The sequence below is a fragment of the Acinetobacter sp. ANC_7512 genome, from assembly GCF_056779935.1.
Genome location: NZ_JBWYIX010000003.1, coordinates 175,397 through 194,894, shown reverse-complemented (window position 1 = coordinate 194,894; position 19,498 = coordinate 175,397). Strand labels below are relative to the sequence as shown.

General features: G+C 38.7%; 17 protein-coding genes and 3 tRNA genes. 10 read left to right on the top strand and 10 right to left on the bottom strand.

Features of this window, described 5'->3' with window-relative positions; all coding sequences use genetic code 11:
• Positions 1 to 75 precede the first annotated feature (75 nt).
• Complete coding sequence (locus AC1M9H_RS04740; RefSeq protein WP_051586562.1) at positions 76 to 306, top strand: hypothetical protein; 231 nt, start codon at positions 76 to 78, stop codon at positions 304 to 306.
• Here AC1M9H_RS04740 and AC1M9H_RS04735 read toward each other — a convergent pair whose 3' ends face one another.
• From AC1M9H_RS04735 to AC1M9H_RS04710, 6 genes are all read right to left on the bottom strand, one after another.
• Positions 307 to 759 carry a DUF2726 domain-containing protein gene (locus AC1M9H_RS04735; protein ID WP_035267051.1) on the bottom strand — a complete coding sequence of 151 codons (453 nt, stop codon included), beginning with the start codon at positions 757 to 759 and terminating at the stop codon, positions 307 to 309.
• Between the two features lie 65 nt (positions 760 to 824).
• Positions 825 to 900 (bottom strand) — tRNA-Asn (locus AC1M9H_RS04730).
• Positions 901 to 1,405: 505 nt separating this feature from the next.
• Positions 1,406 to 1,481 (bottom strand) — tRNA-Asn (locus AC1M9H_RS04725).
• A gap of 6 nt (positions 1,482 to 1,487) precedes the next feature.
• A tRNA-Asn gene (locus AC1M9H_RS04720) sits at positions 1,488 to 1,563 on the bottom strand.
• Positions 1,564 to 1,716: 153 nt separating this feature from the next.
• Positions 1,717 to 2,343 carry a superoxide dismutase gene (locus AC1M9H_RS04715; RefSeq protein ID WP_092765960.1) on the bottom strand — a complete coding sequence of 209 codons (627 nt, stop codon included), beginning with the start codon at positions 2,341 to 2,343 and terminating at the stop codon, positions 1,717 to 1,719.
• A 161-nt stretch (positions 2,344 to 2,504) separates the two neighbouring features.
• Positions 2,505 to 3,263, bottom strand: a complete 759-nt coding sequence (locus tag AC1M9H_RS04710; RefSeq protein ID WP_481595630.1) for a Nif3-like dinuclear metal center hexameric protein — start codon at positions 3,261 to 3,263, stop codon at positions 2,505 to 2,507.
• A 170-nt stretch (positions 3,264 to 3,433) separates the two neighbouring features.
• Here AC1M9H_RS04710 and AC1M9H_RS04705 point away from each other — a divergent pair, with 170 nt between their 5' ends.
• Positions 3,434 to 4,621, top strand: coding sequence for a trypsin-like peptidase domain-containing protein (locus AC1M9H_RS04705; RefSeq protein ID WP_180028696.1), 1,188 nt, complete (start codon positions 3,434 to 3,436; stop codon positions 4,619 to 4,621).
• Positions 4,622 to 4,856: 235 nt separating this feature from the next.
• Here the strand turns inward: AC1M9H_RS04705 and AC1M9H_RS04700 are convergent, their stop codons facing one another.
• Complete coding sequence (locus tag AC1M9H_RS04700) at positions 4,857 to 5,861, bottom strand: Tim44 domain-containing protein (RefSeq protein WP_481612867.1); 1,005 nt, start codon at positions 5,859 to 5,861, stop codon at positions 4,857 to 4,859.
• 131 nt (positions 5,862 to 5,992) lie between these two features.
• A complete protein-coding gene (radA, locus tag AC1M9H_RS04695) occupies positions 5,993 to 7,381 on the bottom strand; it encodes a DNA repair protein RadA (protein ID WP_035267023.1) in 1,389 nt (462 codons plus the stop codon).
• Positions 7,382 to 7,568: 187 nt separating this feature from the next.
• Between radA and AC1M9H_RS04690 the strand changes: the two genes are divergently transcribed.
• Positions 7,569 to 7,967: a hypothetical protein gene (locus tag AC1M9H_RS04690; RefSeq protein WP_481596769.1), complete on the top strand. Its 399-nt coding sequence runs from the start codon at positions 7,569 to 7,571 to the stop codon at positions 7,965 to 7,967.
• 58 nt (positions 7,968 to 8,025) lie between these two features.
• On the opposite strand, the gene AC1M9H_RS04685 is transcribed toward AC1M9H_RS04690, so the two are convergent.
• The gene (locus AC1M9H_RS04685) at positions 8,026 to 9,384 is read right to left on the bottom strand and encodes an alanine/glycine:cation symporter family protein (RefSeq protein ID WP_481607109.1); all 1,359 of its coding nucleotides are present in this window, start codon (positions 9,382 to 9,384) and stop codon (positions 8,026 to 8,028) included.
• 322 nt (positions 9,385 to 9,706) lie between these two features.
• Here AC1M9H_RS04685 and AC1M9H_RS04680 point away from each other — a divergent pair, with 322 nt between their 5' ends.
• The 5 genes from AC1M9H_RS04680 to AC1M9H_RS04660 all read left to right on the top strand — a co-directional run bounded on the left by AC1M9H_RS04680 (position 9,707) and on the right by AC1M9H_RS04660 (position 14,625).
• Positions 9,707 to 11,104 carry an amino acid permease gene (locus AC1M9H_RS04680; protein WP_481612866.1) on the top strand — a complete coding sequence of 466 codons (1,398 nt, stop codon included), beginning with the start codon at positions 9,707 to 9,709 and terminating at the stop codon, positions 11,102 to 11,104.
• A gap of 150 nt (positions 11,105 to 11,254) precedes the next feature.
• Entirely contained in the window at positions 11,255 to 11,449 is a 195-nt protein-coding gene (gene lptM / locus AC1M9H_RS04675) for an LPS translocon maturation chaperone LptM (RefSeq protein ID WP_092765967.1), read from the top strand.
• A 47-nt stretch (positions 11,450 to 11,496) separates the two neighbouring features.
• Positions 11,497 to 12,741: a diaminopimelate decarboxylase gene (gene lysA / locus AC1M9H_RS04670; protein ID WP_481612865.1), complete on the top strand. Its 1,245-nt coding sequence runs from the start codon at positions 11,497 to 11,499 to the stop codon at positions 12,739 to 12,741.
• A gap of 11 nt (positions 12,742 to 12,752) precedes the next feature.
• Complete coding sequence (gene dapF, locus AC1M9H_RS04665) at positions 12,753 to 13,595, top strand: diaminopimelate epimerase (RefSeq protein WP_481607106.1); 843 nt, start codon at positions 12,753 to 12,755, stop codon at positions 13,593 to 13,595.
• A 112-nt stretch (positions 13,596 to 13,707) separates the two neighbouring features.
• Positions 13,708 to 14,625 (top strand): tyrosine recombinase XerC, encoded by a 918-nt coding sequence (locus AC1M9H_RS04660; RefSeq protein WP_481607105.1) that lies wholly within the window; start codon positions 13,708 to 13,710, stop codon positions 14,623 to 14,625.
• A 60-nt stretch (positions 14,626 to 14,685) separates the two neighbouring features.
• Here the strand turns inward: AC1M9H_RS04660 and AC1M9H_RS04655 are convergent, their stop codons facing one another.
• The gene (locus AC1M9H_RS04655; protein WP_481612864.1) at positions 14,686 to 16,356 is read right to left on the bottom strand and encodes an amidase; all 1,671 of its coding nucleotides are present in this window, start codon (positions 16,354 to 16,356) and stop codon (positions 14,686 to 14,688) included.
• Positions 16,357 to 16,692: 336 nt separating this feature from the next.
• Here AC1M9H_RS04655 and AC1M9H_RS04650 point away from each other — a divergent pair, with 336 nt between their 5' ends.
• Together AC1M9H_RS04650 and mtlD are read left to right on the top strand one after the other, a co-directional pair.
• On the top strand, positions 16,693 to 17,067 hold the full coding sequence (locus AC1M9H_RS04650) for a hypothetical protein (protein ID WP_481612863.1): 375 nt from the start codon (positions 16,693 to 16,695) through the stop codon (positions 17,065 to 17,067).
• 210 nt (positions 17,068 to 17,277) lie between these two features.
• Positions 17,278 to 19,425, top strand: a complete 2,148-nt coding sequence (gene mtlD, locus AC1M9H_RS04645; RefSeq protein ID WP_481612862.1) for a bifunctional mannitol-1-phosphate dehydrogenase/phosphatase — start codon at positions 17,278 to 17,280, stop codon at positions 19,423 to 19,425.
• Positions 19,426 to 19,498: the final 73 nt, after the last annotated feature.

Sequence of the window (19,498 nt, the reverse complement as noted above, 5' to 3'; positions counted from 1 at the left end):
ACACTTAAAGCTAAAGTTTTTTCTGTGACTTTATTCTGTTATATTGCCTCGGACTCAATGACTCAGGTTTTGTCGATGACTTCATCAAAAAAGAAATTCACCACTAAATTTATTTTATTGGCAAGTCTAGGCCCCCTTATCCCGTTGCTTATCATTGCGATTGCTTTTTTTGCAGTAAAGAGTGATGCAAAAAACAAAGCAGAGTACGATCGTTTACGTGCAGAACAAGCCGCGCGAATTGAAGCTAGAGAAAAACAAGAGCAACTTGAGCAGAATGCTTCGTCTGTAGCGGAGCCTTTGAACTAATTATTTTTTAGCAAGAATATCTTTTTTGAGACTTTGAACACTTGGGATATCGTTATAGCGAAATACTCGATATCCTGCTTCATAAAACATTTGATCGCGCTCAGCATCTTCTTGTTCCTTACCAAGATGACTTGGATCATCGAGCTCGATAATGGCGACAACTTTAAGCTGATCATCCAGTAAGACAAAATCAGTCACTTTTCGATTGAATTTAGCTCGAATCTTTAGACTAGGGTTTGTGATTAAAGCACTAAAAGCGACTTGAGCAAGCACATGGTATTGTGGAAAACTTTCTTTTAATCTAAAAAACATTTTACTTTCAAATGCGGTAATAATGCGTTTGGGGTAAAAGCGTTGTGGCTTTTTAAATAATTGTTGAAAGATAATGGTGAGCAGGGCAAGAGTTGCAATAACACCAATAATTAAGAAAGTAATTTGACTGGATTGAAACACGGGAATTCGTAAATAAAAGCACATATAAGAAAAAACCCACTCGATTGAGTGGGTTTTTAGAATCTTGGCTCTCCAACCTGGGCTCGAACCAGGGACCTGCGGATTAACAGTCCGTCGCTCTACCGACTGAGCTATTGGAGAATCTGGTACGCATTCTATGAGTCAAATGAAGAGAGGTCAAGCCTTAACATTGAAAAATATTAGAAATATGAATCAACTGATTTAAATTTAATCTAAGTGAAACGATCTATAGCTTTTTTAATAAATGGGCATACTCTGCTTTGCTTTTCAGTGGATTCGCTTTACGGCATAAACTCATAAGTTCCATAATGGTTTGTTGTGATGATTCCACATTTACCTCGTTTTGAATTTTTTTAATCAGGAGTATGTGTTCAGAGGATAATTCCGAAGTACAGTGATACAAACGTTCATACATAAGTGTAGGGGCTATTTTATTATGTTCAGATTTCTGAGTGCATTGAAATATAAAGATGAGACTGCCAACAAGTAGAGACCAGAAAATCAGTGATTTAAGCCAAGGTGTATTCATTTTTAGACTTTTTTAGAAAATTAGAATAATTCTATAGCAAATCAGAAATTTAGGGATAAAAAAACCCAAGTCATTATGCTTGGGTTTTTAGAATCTTGGCTCTCCCACCTGGGCTCGAACCAGGGACCTGCGGATTAACAGTCCGTCGCTCTACCGACTGAGCTATGGGAGATTAGATTGGCTCTCCAACCTGGGCTCGAACCAGGGACCTGCGGATTAACAGTCCGTCGCTCTACCGACTGAGCTATTGGAGAATCTGATGCGCATTTTAGGGTTGAAATTACTAGTCGTCAACCAATTATTGTAAAGAAATGAATAGTTTGATTTATTAATACTCAAATTGATGTAAATAACAAAAAAACCATCCTAAAAGGATGGTTTTTTAAACGTAATAAGACGGTTAAATCTTATTTTTCTACGCCAGCTTCTTGACCAGCATATTTCGCGTTAGCGTAATCCCAGTTCACTAAGCTTTCTAAGAAAGTAGAAATATACTTAGGACGAGCGTTACGGAAGTCGATGTAGTAAGCATGTTCCCAAACATCGATCGTTAATACAGCTACTTTACCATGAGCAAGTGGAGTATCAGCATTTGAAGTTTTCATGATAGAAAGTTTACCATTTACTTCATCAGCAACTAACCAAGCCCAACCTGAACCGAATTGAGTTGTAGCAGCAGCAGCAAATTCTTCAGCAAATTTTTCGTAAGAACCGAAAGCTTCGTCAATTTTAGCAGCTAAAGCACCAGTCGCTTTACCACCACCGTTTTTAGCCATACAGTTCCAGTAGAATGTGTGGTTCCAAACTTGTGCTGCGTTGTTGAAGATACCCGCTTTAGAAGCATCACCAGCAGAAGCTTTGATGATTTCTTCAAGCGTTTTACCTTCAAGATCAGTACCTGCAATTAGGTTGTTTAAATTAACAACATAAGTATTGTGGTGTTTGTCGTGGTGGTATTCTAAAGTTTCTTTGCTGATGTGTGGAGCAAGATCTTCGTAACCGTACGGAAGAGCTGGTAAAGTAATCGTTGTCATGTTTTAAGTTCCTTGCATTGTGCTGGGTTTTACATCGAAGTGCACTTATTGTAATAGATTCTCACCATATTTTGCGCATTACTTATAAATAAGAATACAGAATAAAGCGTGAATTAATACGTATAAGCTCACTCCAATTTAAAACGCGTGGTTAAATCAATTTAAATAGGATTATTGAGTTCAACGTAATGATATTCAAGACCAAATTGTTCACAAATTGCTTGACCTAGTCGTTGAACACCATAACGTTCAGTCGCATGATGTCCACATGCGTAATAATGCACATCTAACTCTAAAGCTTGATAAAAGGTACGCTCACTAACTTCACCTGAAATATAAGCATCGCAATTTTGTTCGGCAGCTTTAGTGATAAAGTCTTGAGCACCGCCAGTACAAAATCCAACTTTTTGAATACTTGGTTTATCAGCCATCAAATGTATCGCATCATAATTAAGTTGTTGTGACACAAAAGCTTTGAACTCATCTGGTGTCATTGCATTTTTTAAATAGCCGATATTTCCAATGGGATGACGTTCACTCGGATCAAGTGCTTCAATTTGATCAAGATGAAGTAAATCTGCTATCGCAGCATTATTTCCCAAGCTAGGGTGGCTATCGAGAGGTAAATGATAAGCTAATAGTGAAATATCATGTTGAATGAGTGATTTAATTCGCTTGCCACGTATTCCTGTAATCGGAGATGGCTCACCTTTCCAAAAATAGCCATGGTGAACCAATAAAACATCAGCTTGCAGCTCGATTGCAGCATCAATGGCTGATTGAGAAGCCGATACAGCACAAACAATTCGCTTTACTTCTGTTTTACCTTCGATTTGCAGACCATTGGGAGCGTAATCTTTAAATTCATTGGCCTTTAGGGTCTGATCACACCATTGGATAATGTCGTTTAGCTTTGCCATAATGTTCTTAAGTCTGTGAAAATATAAAGATCAAAGCATATTTTTAATCTTAACTAAAGCCGAACAAAACTATTTTCACAATTTTAGGTATATAAATTTTTTTTGATTACAATATGCAGTCATAAAATACTTTTGTCATCAATAAATTAAAATTCTCAGAGGATATTAAAGTGCGCCGGTCCTTTACATGGTTACCATGGGTGTTACTCATTATTGTCATTATTAGTTTTGTCACATGGCAAAAACTAAATCAACCAAAGCCTCAAATAGCAGCTGATGGATATAAAATGCCAGCTGAAAAAGTAGAACCTTTGGTGGATACGACACGTTCTGGGGGAGTAGTGTCATACAATGCTGCGGTAAAGGTCGCAGCACCTGCAGTCGTTAATATTTTTACAACACAAACTGTAAAAAAAGTGGATCATCCGATTTTAAATGATCCTGTTTTTAGAGAATTTTTTGGTGGTCAATTACCTGAACGTTTTGGACAAGAACCAAATGAAAATAGTTTGGGTTCGGGGGTGATTGTTCGACCTGATGGTTATATTCTGACTAATAATCATGTGATTGCACAGGCTGACCAGATTGTTGTGGCTTTGTATGATGGTCGTCGAGCAGAAGCCAAAGTAATTGGAACAGATCCTGATACGGATTTAGCAGTCATTAAAATCGAAATGGACAAACTGCCAGTGCTTCCTTTCAAACTGAGTGGAAATGAAGTTGGAGATGTTGTACTCGCAATTGGTAATCCATTTGGCGTGGGACAAACAGTTACGCAAGGGATCATATCTGCGACAGAACGTTCGGGATTGGGTATAAATTTCTATGAAGATTTTATTCAAACCGATGCTGCTATTAATCCAGGTAATTCTGGGGGAGCACTCATTGATGTTGCAGGTAATTTGATTGGGATTAATACTGCAATTTTCTCGCAATCGGGTGGTTCTTTAGGAATTGGTTTTGCTATTCCTGCTAAAGTCTGCCAGCAAGTTCTGAATTCAATATTAAAAGAAGGCAGAGTAATTCGAGGGTGGCTAGGTATTGGTTTGGCGAATCCGACGCAACCCGATGTATTACAACCTCGTGAGAAGGGTGTAATTGTGAGCAGCGTCTATGAGTCTGGTCCTGCAGATAAAGCTAAGATTAAAGTCGGTGATCGGATCATGAAAGTAAATGATCAGGAGATCAACAATCCATCACAATTGATTAATTATGTTGCAATGCAATCACCGAATACCTCTGCAAAAATTGAGATTTTACGTGAAGGTAAGAGCATCAATACTGAAGTGGTTATTGGTGAACGACCAGCTGAAACTAGCGATCGTAATAGCCAGTATATTCCATTACCTCGTCGTTAAATTAACAAGCCCCAGTAATATGGGGCTTTTTTATAATTCTTAGATTCTATATTGTTTCATACCTTTGAATGAATCTGAATAAATCTGCTATTTAATAATTAAATACAATCATCCATTCCTAAGTGACGGTGAGATAGAGTTTTAACACATGCAAAATTGAATTCACTCAACAATGATTAAACAGTGTACGAAACAAAAAAAGCCAGTGGTTCACTGGCTTTTTTTGAGAATAAAATTAGCTTTCCTGTTGAATACCCGCAACCAACCAATCTTGACTAGAACCTGCTGGTTTAACGAAATGCCAAACTTCAGCAAACGGTTGTGGAAGGCTATTTAAGTCTTCACTTACCGTACCCGTGAAACGAACGCTGACAACGTATTGACCATTTTCAGTCGCAGAATCAACAACCATAGCATTCAGATTTGAAAACTCAGCTACGTCTTGATCTTGGTTACCCGTAATATCGTTATACATCGATTGATAAAGATCAGGCGTCAAATAACGTTGAATCTCAGCAATATTACTTGCCGTATTCATTGATTGAATATGGTTGAAGCGTTGGCGTGCAATGCGTAAGAAAGCAGCTGGTTCAGTTCCGTCAGGTAGCTGACTTCCACTAGACATTGTTGCTGCACCAAAAGGAGCTTGTGGTGCTTGACCAAATGGCGCTTGAGATGCAGCTGTGCCACCGCCCACAGATTGACCAAAAATATTGGTATTGTCATTAGACACTGAAGGGCGAGGTGCAGCAGTTTGACCAAACGGTGCAGATTGTGGACCTGAACTGTTTGGTGCATAAGGGTTGTTAGCCGCTAATTTTTTTTTTGCTCCGAATTTACGGAAGATGAAGAACGCAGCAGCAGCAATAATCAACAACCATACCCAACTTGGGATACCACCTTCTTCCTCAGGTTGTGCAGCAACTTCTGCTTGACTTGCTGGAACAGTATCATCATCTGCTAAAGCATTTGCTGCGACTGCACCAATTGCAGCACCAGCAACACCAGCAGCGACCATACCACCCACACCAGGACCAGACTTTTGAGGCGCAGTCGCTGGAGCAGCAGGTTGTTGGGCAGGAGTAGCTTGACGTGGTTGCTGATATGATTGGGTTGGAGCAGCAGAACGGCTCATACCATGGCTTTTACCACCACCAGCACGTTTTGCTTCTGCAAAAGGCGCTACCATGAGTGTCGCCATTAAAATACCCGCAACTAAACTACGCTGTCGAACTTCCATCTAAAATTCCTATTTTAAAAAGTTAATTTCACACTGTATTTATGCAGTCTTTTGGCTTAAATTTCAACTTAAACCTCAATTTTTTTCAGTATTCATACACAGTGTATAGTTAAATAAATTGATCAGCTGAATTAATGTTCATCCGCTAAGCTCATCGCTTCAGTTAAAGCTTCATGTAGACGGGCAACGGCGATAATGCGAACACCAGGAATATCCTTTTGTGGTGCATTCGCTCTAGGGACTATAATATATTTAAACCCGTGCTTAATTGCTTCCTTCAACCGTTCCTGCCCGTTAGGTACGGGACGAATCTCTCCCGATAATCCCACTTCGCCAAATACAGCCAATTGCTGAGGGAGTGCTTTTGCTCTCAAACTTGAAGCACAGGCCAATAAGACGGCGAGATCTGAACCTGTTTCAGTAATTTTTAAGCCACCAACAACATTCACATATACGTCTTGACCAGAAGTTTGAACACCACCATGACGGTGCATGACGGCGAGTAGCATATTCAAACGGTTTTGCTCAAGACCCAATGCAACACGGCGAGGTTGACCATGCGCGTCATCTACTAGGGCTTGCACTTCAACTAAGAGTGGACGTGTGCCTTCTCGACTAATCATGACGATAGAACCAGGAATCGCTTCATCATATCGGCTAAGAAAGATGGCTGAGGGATTGGCAACCTCTCTAAGCCCTTTATCAGTCATCCCAAAAACACCGAGTTCATTGACTGCACCAAAACGGTTTTTAACAGCTCGAATCATTCGATAACGTGAATCAGATTGACCTTCAAAATAAAGTACGCAATCGACCATGTGTTCTAAAACACGAGGGCCAGCTAAAGCACCTTCTTTGGTCACATGACCCACAATAAATAAAGCTGTTCCGCTGTTCTTCGCAAAACGTGTCAGAAGGGCTGCAGATTCTCGAATTTGAGAAACGCCGCCTGGCGCAGACTGTAAAGTTTCAGTGTATAAAGTTTGAATCGAGTCTAAGATCGCGACAGCAGGTCGTTCATGCGCTAATACTTCGCAAATACGCTCTACGCACGTCTCAGCCATCACTTTTAATTGATCAGTTGGAAGATCCAAACGATTGGCACGTAATGCAACTTGAGATAAAGATTCCTCACCAGTGACATATAGGGCGGAACTTTTCGCGGCAGCCATATGGGTTGCCGTCTGCAAAAGAATTGTTGATTTACCAATACCAGGGTCACCACCGATCAGTACAACTGAACCAGTAACAAGCCCTCCGCCTAAAACGCGATCAAATTCTCCAATCCCTGTTGCTAAACGTGTTTCGTGAGAAACTGAAACTTGATTCAATGTAGTGATTGATGCTGCTTGACCAGCATAACCGCCTGCAATTTTTGGATTTGCGCGATGCGTAATCGCTGGGGCAATGGTGACTTCAACTAAACTGTTCCATTCTCCGCATTCTGAGCATTGACCTGCCCATTTAGGATGATCTGCGCCACATTGTTCACAGCGATATACACTTTTTGCTTTAGCCATAACTTGATATAGGTTTTGTGATTTTCTATATGCTGAGCATACTGAGTAAAGGTCGCGAAAACAAAAAAATATTGATCAAATTTAAAAACAATAAGACAAGTCATGACGTGTGCTTTAACGAGATATTGAATTAAAGTGATTATGAATTAATTTATACTCATATCAAGAATCGACTGAGTTATTTAATATGCGCTTGTACGCCCAACATATTGATGCCATCGCACGTGAAATACAGCGTGATGTGCTGTTTATTCATTTTGAGAATTACACGGATGATCAGAATGAGGAAGAAAATATTCGAGATCTTGTGATTACATGGCTTGAACAACATGAAATTGAATTTGAGCCATGTCTAGGTTTGTCAGGTGAGGATGAAATTGATAGCTATCTGGGTGACCTATATCTAGATATTCCTTTTGATGAGCAAAATAAGCAGTATCAGCTGGTTAAAAATTATCTTGAAGATGAACAAGGCAATATGAAAATTGAACATGTTCTATTTTTTGTATTGAGCTTAGAGGTTGCGGAAGAAATTGCAAAGGATCAAGAGGAAAAACAAAATTTGAATGAGCAGAAATTTTCGTGAAAAGATAAAAAAGCCTCATCAATGAGGCTTTTTTATTGGTTTAATTCTATTAATTTGTTTAATAAAGCTCACCAGATTTTCGACGTTCAATAAAGTCTTTAGATTCTTTTGCAATGACTCCAGAAAGTAATAATAAGGCAATTAAGTTTGGTGCTGCCATTAACCCATTGAAGGTGTCTGCGAAAAGCCAAACTAAATCAAGTGTGACGACACAGCCTACAAATACCGAAGCAATATAAATGAGACGATAGATAAATACTGACTTTTCACCCAGTAAATAGGTGCAACATTTTTCACCGTAATAACTCCAACCTAAAATAGTTGAATAAGCAAAAAAGATGATTCCGAACGTAACAACCCAGCCCCCAAATCCTGGTAGTAATTTGTCAAAAACACTAATGGTCAAAACAGCCCCAGTTTGATCACCAAATGTTTGTCCTGCCATGATGAAACCCATAACAAGAACAATACCCGTAATTGAGCACACAATAATCGTATCAATGAATGTACCTGTCATTGAAACTAGGCCTTGACGGGCAGGGTGATCAGTTTTAGCTGCTGCCGCTGCAATTGGAGCAGAGCCCATACCAGCTTCGTTTGAAAATACACCACGGGCAACACCGTAACGAATCGCTGCACCGATGGCTCCACCTGCTGCTGCTTCACCTGTGAATGCATAGGTAAAGATCATTTTTAAAGCAGGAACAACTAATTCAAGGTTATTGAAAATAATAATTAGCCCGCCAATGACATAGCCTAGAGCCATGACTGGAACAATAACTGAGGATGCTTTGGAAATAGACTTAATACCGCCTAAAATCACCAATGCAGAGAAAATTGTAATAATGATGGCAGTGGTGAGCGTGCTTATACCCAAACTATTTTCTACTGCTAGTGCCACTGTGTTTGATTGAACTGAGCTACCAATACCAAAGGATGCTAATGTACCAAATAATGCGAAGAGGACTGCGAGCCACTTCCATTTCGCGCCAAGTCCTCGTTCAATGTAGTACATTGGACCACCAGACATTTCTCCTTTTTCATTTTTTACACGGTATTTGACCGCCAAAACACCTTCACCGTATTTGGTTGCCATACCGAAAAAAGCAGTCATCCACATCCAGAATACAGCACCCGGACCACCCAGTACACAAGCAGTCGCTACCCCTGCGATATTACCTGTACCAATCGTGGCTGAAAGTGCGGTCATGAGTGAGGCAAATTGTGAGATATCTCCCGAGTCTTTTTTATCTGGGTGTTTCCCGAACACCTGTTTAAATGCTAATGGAAGCATCCTGAATTGCCAAAAAAGTAGACGGAATGTTAAGAAAACACCTGTCCCAACAATCAGCACCAGCATATAAGGTCCCCAGACTAAGCCGCTGAGTGTTTCCATGATTGATTGTATTTCTTGCATAAATTACCTTCTTATTTTCCTGATTGTTTTTTACATGCATGATCAAGCAAGGGATATGCCATACTTTTGCGCGATCAAACACATCATTCCTTTTGATTATTTTTTGCACTTATATTTTTTACATATAACAACAAGATTTTCAATATTTTACTCAAAATAAGATAAATAAATATGATGAATAATTGATCATTCTGGTGATATATAAGAAAAATGAATTAATACTTTAAACTAATTAGAAAATATTGATCGTGCTAATTTTCTTTTTGAAATCTGATTTTTTTCAGTTAAGTTGTGCCGATTAATATATTTGGTGAATTTGAAAATGTCAGATCAAAATATAAATTCGCCTCAGCAAAATGGTGAATTACAACGAAGTCTATCCAATCGACATTTGCAGTTAATTGCAATTGGAGGCGCAATTGGAACAGGTTTGTTCATGGGCTCTGGGAAAACAATTAGCCTAGCTGGTCCTTCAATTCTTGTAATTTACATGATCATCGGTTTCATGGTTTTTTTAGTGATGCGAGCACTAGGCGAATTGTTGCTTTCAAATTTGCAATATAAGTCGTTTATAGATTTCGCCACGGATTTAATTGGACCATGGGCAGGTTACTTTGTGGGCTGGACCTACTGGCTGTGTTGGATCACCATCGGTATTGCAGATTTATCGGCGATCATTTATTACCTTAAGTTCTTCAATAATGGGATGCCTTTTAGCCCTGAAGAAGGGGTAATGATTAGCATCGCTGCAATCGTATTTATTATGGGATTGAATCTTGTTACAGTGAAACTGTTTGGTGAATTAGAATTCTGGTTTGCTTTAATCAAGATTATCGCAATTGTGGTTTTAATTGGCGTTGGCTTTTGGATGATATTTACAGGTTTCACTTCTACATCAGGTGAAATCGCAGCATTTAGCAATATTTGGTCAAACGGCGGGATCTTCCCAACAGGTGCAATCGGTTTCTTGGCAGGCTTCCAAATCGCAATTTTTGCTTTTGTGGGTGTAGAACTGGTGGGTACAACGGCAGCTGAAACTAAAGATCCTGAAACGAACTTGCCGAAAGCTGTCAACTCGATTCCTATTCGAATCATTATTTTCTATGTTTTGTCGTTGCTGGTGGTGATGTCGGTTACACCATGGAATAAGATTGATCCGAATATTTCCCCATTTGTAAACTTGTTTAGTCAAGCAGGTATTGCAGCCGCTGCTATTATTATGAATTTGGTTGTATTGTCTTCAGTGATGTCATCGATGAACAGTGGCGTATTCTCAACCAGCCGCATGCTGTTTGGCTTGTCGCGCGAGACTCAAGCTCCTGAAGCTTTTGGAAGACTGAATAAGCGAGCTGTGCCAGCGAATGCCTTGTATTTCTCAGCAGTATGTTTGTTACTAGGGGCAGCACTGCAATACTTCGTACCGAATACGGTGGAAGCATTTACTTTAGCAACAACACTTTCCACCATTTTATTTATTTGTGTATGGTTGATGATCATTTGGAGTTATGTGGTCTATTACAAAACACGCCCAGAACTTCATGCCAAATCGAAATTTAAACTACCAGGTGGATTGGTGACATGTGCGATTGTTGCTATATTCTTTATTGGTATGATTGGAGTATTGGCTTTAGAAGATGATACTCGCCGTGCATTGATGGTGAGCCCGATTTGGTTTGTTATTCTGATCATTGGTTATTTTGGTTTTTATAAGAAAAAATAAAAACTTATAAATGATTTGCAATTTAGGTCAAAAGAAACGTCAGTAAAAACTGGCGTTTTTTTATTTCTGTTATTAATCTGTTGCGTTAAATACTTTGGTGAATAAGATGATCAAGGTATACTTCTATAAATTTTACTGATAGGTGTAGGTATGCGTATTTTGATCGGAGTTATCAGTGCAGCCGTTGTTTCAATCTTGGCTGGATGTGGTCAGACTGGTGCATTACAACTACCCAGTGATCCAAACTATGACAAGCGAGCTCAATATTTAATTTATAAAAACAATGATCGCCCAAGTCAGGATCAAGCTGAACCTAAAGCAGATGCTGCACCTACTCAAGATTAATATTCATTTATTTTTTTTCTCCAGCGCAATTTAGAAAGGATACATCCATGAGTTTCCCTCGCATTCAAGGGGTTTTGCACGCAGAACAATGTTCATTGGATCAACTTGCTCAGCAATTTGGTACACCACTTTATGTTTATTCAAAAGCAACTTTTGAAAAACATTATTTGGATATGGATCGTGCTTTTAACTTTATCGATCACCAAATTTGTTTTGCAGTGAAGTCAAACTCAAATATCGCAGTTCTAAATGTGTTGGCGAAACTTGGTTGCGGTTTTGATATCGTGACTGGAGGTGAATTAGCACGTGTTTTACGCGCAGGTGGTGACGCTTCTAAAATTGTCTTCTCTGGTTTGGGCAAGTCTGAAGCTGACATTCGTCAAGCATTAGAAGTGGGTATTGCTTGTTTTAATGTGGAATCATATGCAGAGCTTGACCGTATTCAAAAAGTTGCAGCAGAACTTAACGTAAAAGCTCCAATTTCACTTCGGGTAAATCCAGATGTTGATGCCAAAACACATCCATATATCTCGACTGGTCTTAAAGAAAATAAATTTGGTATTCCTTCTGATTCCGTATATGAAACTTATAAGTATGCAGCAAGTTTAAGTCACTTAGATATCGTAGGAATTGATTGTCATATTGGTTCACAATTGACTGAAACTCAACCTTTTGTTGATGCACTTGATCGTGTCATGAACATGATTGAAGCATTGAAAAAATTAGGGATCAACCTCAAACATATTGATATTGGTGGTGGTCTTGGTGTGACTTATAAAGATGAAGTTCCACCGACAGTTGAAGAATATGCAAATGCTTTACGTCCTGCATTAGAAAAACTAGGTCTTAAAGTGTATATGGAGCCAGGGCGTAGTATTTCGGCGAATGCTGGCGTATTGGTGACGAAAGTTGATCTTTTAAAACCAACCAATCATCGCAATTTTGCAATTGTTGATGCAGCAATGAATGACTTGATTCGTCCTTCTTTGTACGAAGCTTGGATGGATATCCAAGAGGTTAATCAAAATTCGCAAACTGAGAAAAAAGTTTGGGATGTGGTTGGTGCGATCTGTGAAACAGGTGACTTCCTCGGTAAAGAGCGTGAACTTGCGATTCAAGCGAACGATCATTTAGCTGTTTTGGGTGCAGGTGCTTATGGTTTTGTGATGAGTTCAAATTACAACAGCCGAGGTCGTGCAGCAGAGGTGATGGTTGACGGTGATCAAGCACACTTAATTCGTCAACGCGAAACGATTGAGTCTCTGTGGGAACGTGAGTCCTTATTGCCTTAAGGAGACAATAGATGTTGCTAGAATTTACTAAAATGCATGGTCTAGGTAATGACTTCATGGTGGTTGATTTAATCAGCCAACGTGCTTATCTAGATCCTGTCATGATTCGCCGGTTGGCTGACCGTAATTTTGGCATCGGTTTTGATCAGTTATTAATTGTTGAAACACCAGACCATCCGAACGTTGATTTCAAATATCGCATTTTTAATGCGGATGGTTCTGAAGTTGAGCAATGTGGCAATGGGGTTCGTTGTTTTGCCAAATTTGTTCATGATCGTCATTTAACCAATAAAACTAAATTCAAAGTGCAAACAAAGGCGGGGATTGTCGAGCCTGAGTTGGGTGCGAATGGATGGGTTCGTGTGAACATGGGGTATCCGAAGTTCTTACCGAACCAAATCCCATTTTTAGCAGAAACGCCTGCTGCTTTATATGATTTAGCTTTAGCGGATAATGAGACGATCAGCATCGATGTGGTTAATATGGGAAATCCGCATGCAGTGACCATTGTGCCAGACGTGTTAACTGCTGATGTTGCTAAAATAGGCCCTCAAGTGGAATCTCACGAACGTTTTCCTGAGCGTGTAAATGCTGGATTTATGCAGATCGTTGATGAAAAACATGCTCGATTACGAGTTTTTGAACGTGGTGTGGGAGAAACATTAGCTTGTGGTACAGGTGCATGTGCTGCTGCTGTCTCAGGTATGCGCCGTGGTTTATTGTCTAGCAATGTGGAAATCGAACTTGCCGGCGGTAAATTGCTGATTGAATGGAAAGAGGGAGATGTGGTTTGGATGACTGGTCCAACTGCAACGGTTTATGAAGGTCGTTTGGATCTACGTTATTTTCAATAAAACTTATTTCCTGACTAAAAAGCCCTGAAATTCAGGGCTTTTTACTTTATGATTTGTTGGAATGCCCACGAGTATTGATGATTAGGCATCGATTCAATAGAGAGAAAACCAAATGCAATATGGCGCAATGCAATTGCTGTCAATGTGGTTGAAAGAGAGAAAGATTCAAAATCAATCTGAGCATACGCTTGAGGCGTATTTCCGTGATGTGTCTGGTTTTATTGACTTTTGTTATGAAAAGAAAATTGAATTAAATCAAGTTGAAGCATCTGATTTACGAGAATATATGGCTTATAAGGTTGAACAACATCAACTCAACAGTGCAAGTTTACAACGTCATTTAACAGCCATTCGTCAATTCATGAAATGGGCTGTGGAAGGGAAATATCTATCGAATAATCCCATTCATGATTTTAAGTTAAAAAGACAGCCAAGGCCTTTGCCGGGTATGGTTGATGTCGAAACGATTCAGCAAATTTTGGATCAACCTGCACCTGAATCCTCTCAAGATCATCTCTTGTGGTTAAGAGATAAAGCTATTTTGGAGCTGCTTTATTCGAGTGGTTTACGATTAGCCGAAGTACAAGGATTGAATATTCGAGATATCGATTTTACACGACAATTACTTCGAATTACGGGTAAGGGAAATAAAACTCGGGTTGTTCCTTTTGGTTTGAAAGCGAAAACGAGTTTAATCGAATGGCTTAAAGTCCATCGTATCTGGTGTGGGGAAATTGAGTTAGATTCCCCAGTTTTTATTACTAAAAAAGGGAGTCGATTGACGAATCGACAGATTGAAAATCGAGTCAAATTGCAAGCACAAAGAGCGGGCGTAAATGTGGATTTACATCCTCACTTACTGCGACACTGTTTTGCTAGTCATCTGCTTTCAAACAGTGGTGATTTACGAGCAGTTCAAGAAATGCTAGGTCATAGTAATTTATCTACGACACAAATTTATACTCAGTTAGATTTTGATCGTTTGGCTCAAGTCTATGATAAAGCTCACCCTAGAGCCCAAAAATCTTAATCCTCAGTATTAAGTATATTGAATATACTTAATACTGTACTGAATGATAAAGTTATCTGTTTAAAGTGCTGGTGTGTGTATAGGTATCATACGTGCGGGATTCACTTTTTGGAATGCGACTGCGATTTCAAATAAAGTCGGCTCATCAAATTCACGAGCAATAAACTCGATGTTAACATTCATAGGATAACTACTGCGACTTGAGTTGACTGATTTAGCAGGCATAGATAATGCAGGAAAACCACTAAACGGACTTAGGCGATTATTGGTACCTGTGGTCGGGCTACTTCCTAAATTACCAGCGAACCCAGTAATAGAAGGGTAGGCTAAAGCGTCGTATTGTACGCCTTTACGAGTACCATCTAGTTCAACATTATTTAAAGCGCTGTTCATGCGTAAGCGCACGAATGGACTTCTTTCAGTGGTGTTGCGCTCATAATTCTCAATATATGAAGCACTTGTTGGATCAGAATTATAGCCACTGAAGTTACGGATCATTAGTTCACTAGCGAGTAAATCTTCATACGATTGGTAAATACTTCTTGTGGTCTTTAAATACTCTGTAAGTGATATTTTAAATTCAGCACTTGAAAGACTCGAATAACGTGTCAAAATTGTATTTAGATCGCTTATTGTAACTATTTCTACAGTTGCTCCAGCCTCTTCAAGTTTAGTAATTGCGTTATCCATTGCTTCTGTAACGAGATTGTAGTCTTCTTTCTGTTGAGTGGTTGAACCTTCGGAAGGGTAAAGTGCTTGTAATATACCAATACGCTTTCCTACAAGACTTACAGTGTCATGAGGAACGTAGCTATTCGGTTGATTAATCAATTCGCGGTAAGCAGACTCTGATTTTAGAAGGGGAGAAGTACGCGCAAATTCACTGCGTTGATTTGAACTTAATGAGCTATCGAATCCAATCATTGCATCCATTAATTTTGCACAGTCAATAGCTTGTCTACACATTGGTCCAGCAGTATCTTGAGTTGGTGCCAGTGGAATAATTCCATCTTGGCTCAAAAGACGTAAAGATGGTCGTAAACCGACAAGACCCTGTACTGATGAAGGCACACGAATTGACCCTCCCGTATCAGTTCCTATTCCCACCATTGCAAAACTTGCAGATATGGCAGCGCCAGTTCCTGATGATGAACCACCTGGGCCTTTACTTAAGTCATACACATTTTTAGTTTGATCACCTAGAGTTGATTTTCCACCAAAGCCGAAAGCGAACTCATCAAGATTGGCTTTTCCTAAAATGATTCCGCCATTTTCTTTGATATTTTTTATGATATAGGCATCATCATGTGGAAAATTATCTTTTAATGCTACAGAACCTGCTGTGTTCGCCATATCTACAGCATCAATATTGTCTTTAGCGAGTACAGTGACACAGTGAAGAGGTCCTGAAAGTTTCGAATTTTTTGCAAATTGTTGGTCGAGCACTTCTGCTTCTTTAAGTGCATTTGGGTTTAAAGAAATAATGCTATTGAGCTCTGGACCTTGTCGATCGTAAGCTGATATACGATTTAAATATCCTTGCACAACATCAACACAAGATGAACCTTTGCTTAAAATCGAGTTATGCAAATCACTAATGGTTGCTTCTACAGGATTAAACGGGACAGGAGGCGGCGTGTTAGAATTATTTGTGCTACTTTCATTGTCACCACAGGCTGTTAAGAAAGTTGCTATCGTGACAACAAGCAAAGTTTTTTTAAGTGTGATCATGTGCATTCCCCAGATTAAGTTCAAACTGGTTAAGCAATGAATGTGCCACTCTAAAAATGAATGAAATTTACAGTTTTATGCTCCAGAAAATAGCTAATAACCATTGATATAAATAAAATGCGTTAATTTAATGCGAATAAAATTATTTGAAAAATAATGTATTGTTGGGATTGAGCTTTTGAAAGCTGCGCTTTTAAAAATAATTTTCCCTTAAACTTTAGCTTAAATTTTTCGAATTGATTTTTTTTAATACGATTTTTAAGGTATAACTTTAATAGATGGATTTAAGTTGTATACAAATTAAAAAATATTTTGCAGGAATGATTAGGTCAAGCCATGATTGACAATATTGATCAAAAGTATCAGCAACTCTCTTCAGCACAAAAAGACATTTTTGCAGGTTATGGTTTACGTCAGGTGAAACATTTTGTGGAAATCAATCTCCCGACGATAGAAGCCGCTCTACCTAACAATGCCTATGTGCAGGGTATTAATACTGAAGGAAAAATCCAAGCGATTGATCCAATAGCATCTAAGACTTATTTGTGGATTTCTGATCAGCAATGGCAAGAAAGACCTATTGCAGATCAAGGAGTTGATTTGAAAGAAGACTTTATTGAAGTTTGGAAAATTTTTGAACTAGAACAATATCCTATTATTGAATTGAGTCACGTCCATCGTGATTACTTGGCGGCGCTCAATCAAGCTTGAAAAAATTGATTTAAAAAACAGGGCTAATAATTTTAGCTCTGTTACTTTATAGAAAAATAAATTTACCTGTTTCTAACAACCCAATACATAAAGATAAAAATATTGATTAAATAATAATCAATTTTGTTTCATATATTTATTCTGCCCATTCGATTCAGGCAAATTCTTTACACTTGTCTAGTTATTTTGAATTTTTTTGGAGAGGGGTAAATGATTAAATTTCATGAAAATAATATCCATGCCGCCATTTTCGATATGGATGGCACAATGTTTGATACGGAGCGACTTCGTTTTCAAACGTTGAAGCAAGCATCATTAGAGCTCATTGGAGTCGAATTTACAGACGCTTATTTATTATCTTGTTTGGGTCTAAGTGCTCGTAGTGCCGAAAAACTAGCAAATCAGCAATATGGTCAAGAAGTGCCGTATGCTGAAATTAGAAAGCGAGCAGATCAGCTAGAACTAGAGCATGTAAGAAAATACGGAGTGCCGATTAAATTTGGACTCATGCAAGTTCTTGAACGTTTAAGAAAGTCCAATCTGAAAATGGCAGTAGCAACTTCGAGTCGACGTGAAATAGCTGAAGAGTATTTAATCAATGCCAATGTATATAAGTTTTTCGACATTATCGTATGCGGCGATGAGGTTGATAATGGAAAACCACACCCAGAAATTTTCTTAAAAGCTGCGGAGCAACTGAACATTGATCCAACTTTATGTTTAATGTTTGAAGACTCAGCAAATGGAGTGATGTCGGCGTTTGAAGCGGGTGGATTAACGGTATTACTTCAAGATATCAAAGAACCTAATTCAACCATGCTCGAAAAAGCGAATTTCTTTTACGAAAGCATGCATGATTTTCTGGAAGATTTGAATCAATTTACACCAAAATTAAAAATGCCTGCTCTATTTGACTCTTTTCCTCAGACTTTAAATCTGCATGTCGTGGGGATACATGGTTTTGGGGCAATAGGTGGTGGCTATATTGCCCAAGTATTGTCTCATTGGGATGGATATACTCGACCAAAACAAATCTATGCTTCAACGCGGAATTCGCTCTATAGAAATAGTGTAAATACATTTGGTGGTTACAGTATCCGTTATGGGCAACACTCTCATGACGAGCGAATAGACAATATAACTGTCATTGATGCATCAAATATTGAAATGATGCAGCACATGTATATTGAATCAAGTTTAATTGCACTGTGTTTACCTGAAAAGGCAATCGAGCAAGAGGCTAAAACCATTGCTCAAGGGTTGTATGCGCGTTATATCCATTTTGAAGAACAGTTGAATCCTCTAACAGTTTTAATTGTTTTGAACAAAGTAGGCGCAAAATCATTAATTGAACAACAGATTTGTAGTGCTTTGCATGAAATTACGGATGCGAAGACGGTCAATATCATCATGTCGCAGCACTATTTTTGCGATACAGTAGTCAATCGAATGGTAGCGAAAATTACAGATCAAAAATTATTTAGACAGTTAAAAATCAAATACAACATTTTTAGACATGTGCAGGATGAGCATGATTTAGACGTGACGGATGTGGATGAAGGGACGCGTTTAAATGCTGAACAAGAACAATTGGCTACTCAGTATATTGACGATCTATACGAAAAATTTAAATCGGCGCATATTCTACAGAATCTAGAATTAATCTTATTTCATGCCGAAACAGATATGCCACTTTATGTGGAAAATAATAGTCCTTTATTGGAAAAAATGCGCCAAATGATTCTGGTTGAAGAGATTGAAGAGATACAGTTAATCAAAAATCGCATGTGGAATGGTGTGCATGCAATGACAGCATGGGCTGCAAGTTTTCGACAATATGAAACGATCGGGATTGCACTGTCTGATGAGCAAATTTCTAAATTTATGTTGGCAGTACTCCATGAGGTTAAAGTTGGATTAAAGGATCTACTACCACATCGAAAAGAAAATTTAGAACTATTGGCAAAGAGTTTTATCGACTCTTGTGAGACGGCTTATAAAGACCCATGTGATCGAGTGGCGCGAGACCCATATCGTAAGTTAGGTTTTGGTGAGCGGGTACTATCTTCATTGGCATACAATTTTCAACGTGGTAAGCCTTATCAGGAAATTTTCAAAGGGCTTGTATTGGGTTATGCATACGTTATATTGAAGCAAAATCAACGACTTGAAGGTGTGATTCGGTATTTTGCGCAGCAACTTAGTCAAACTGAATTGGAGCTTGAGGATCAATTGTATTTACAGGAAGAGCTGAAACGAAGACTCAAAATTTGTGATCCTAAATTGAGTGAATCAGTGGATCAGCATGTACTTTTAGAAAAAATTTTGAATGAAAAAATCGAGGTTGAAAAAACTTAAAGCATTGAACATTTAACTTGATCCAAATGGATAATCGGTCCGATCTGAAAAGTCAGTCGGATCGATTGCTTTA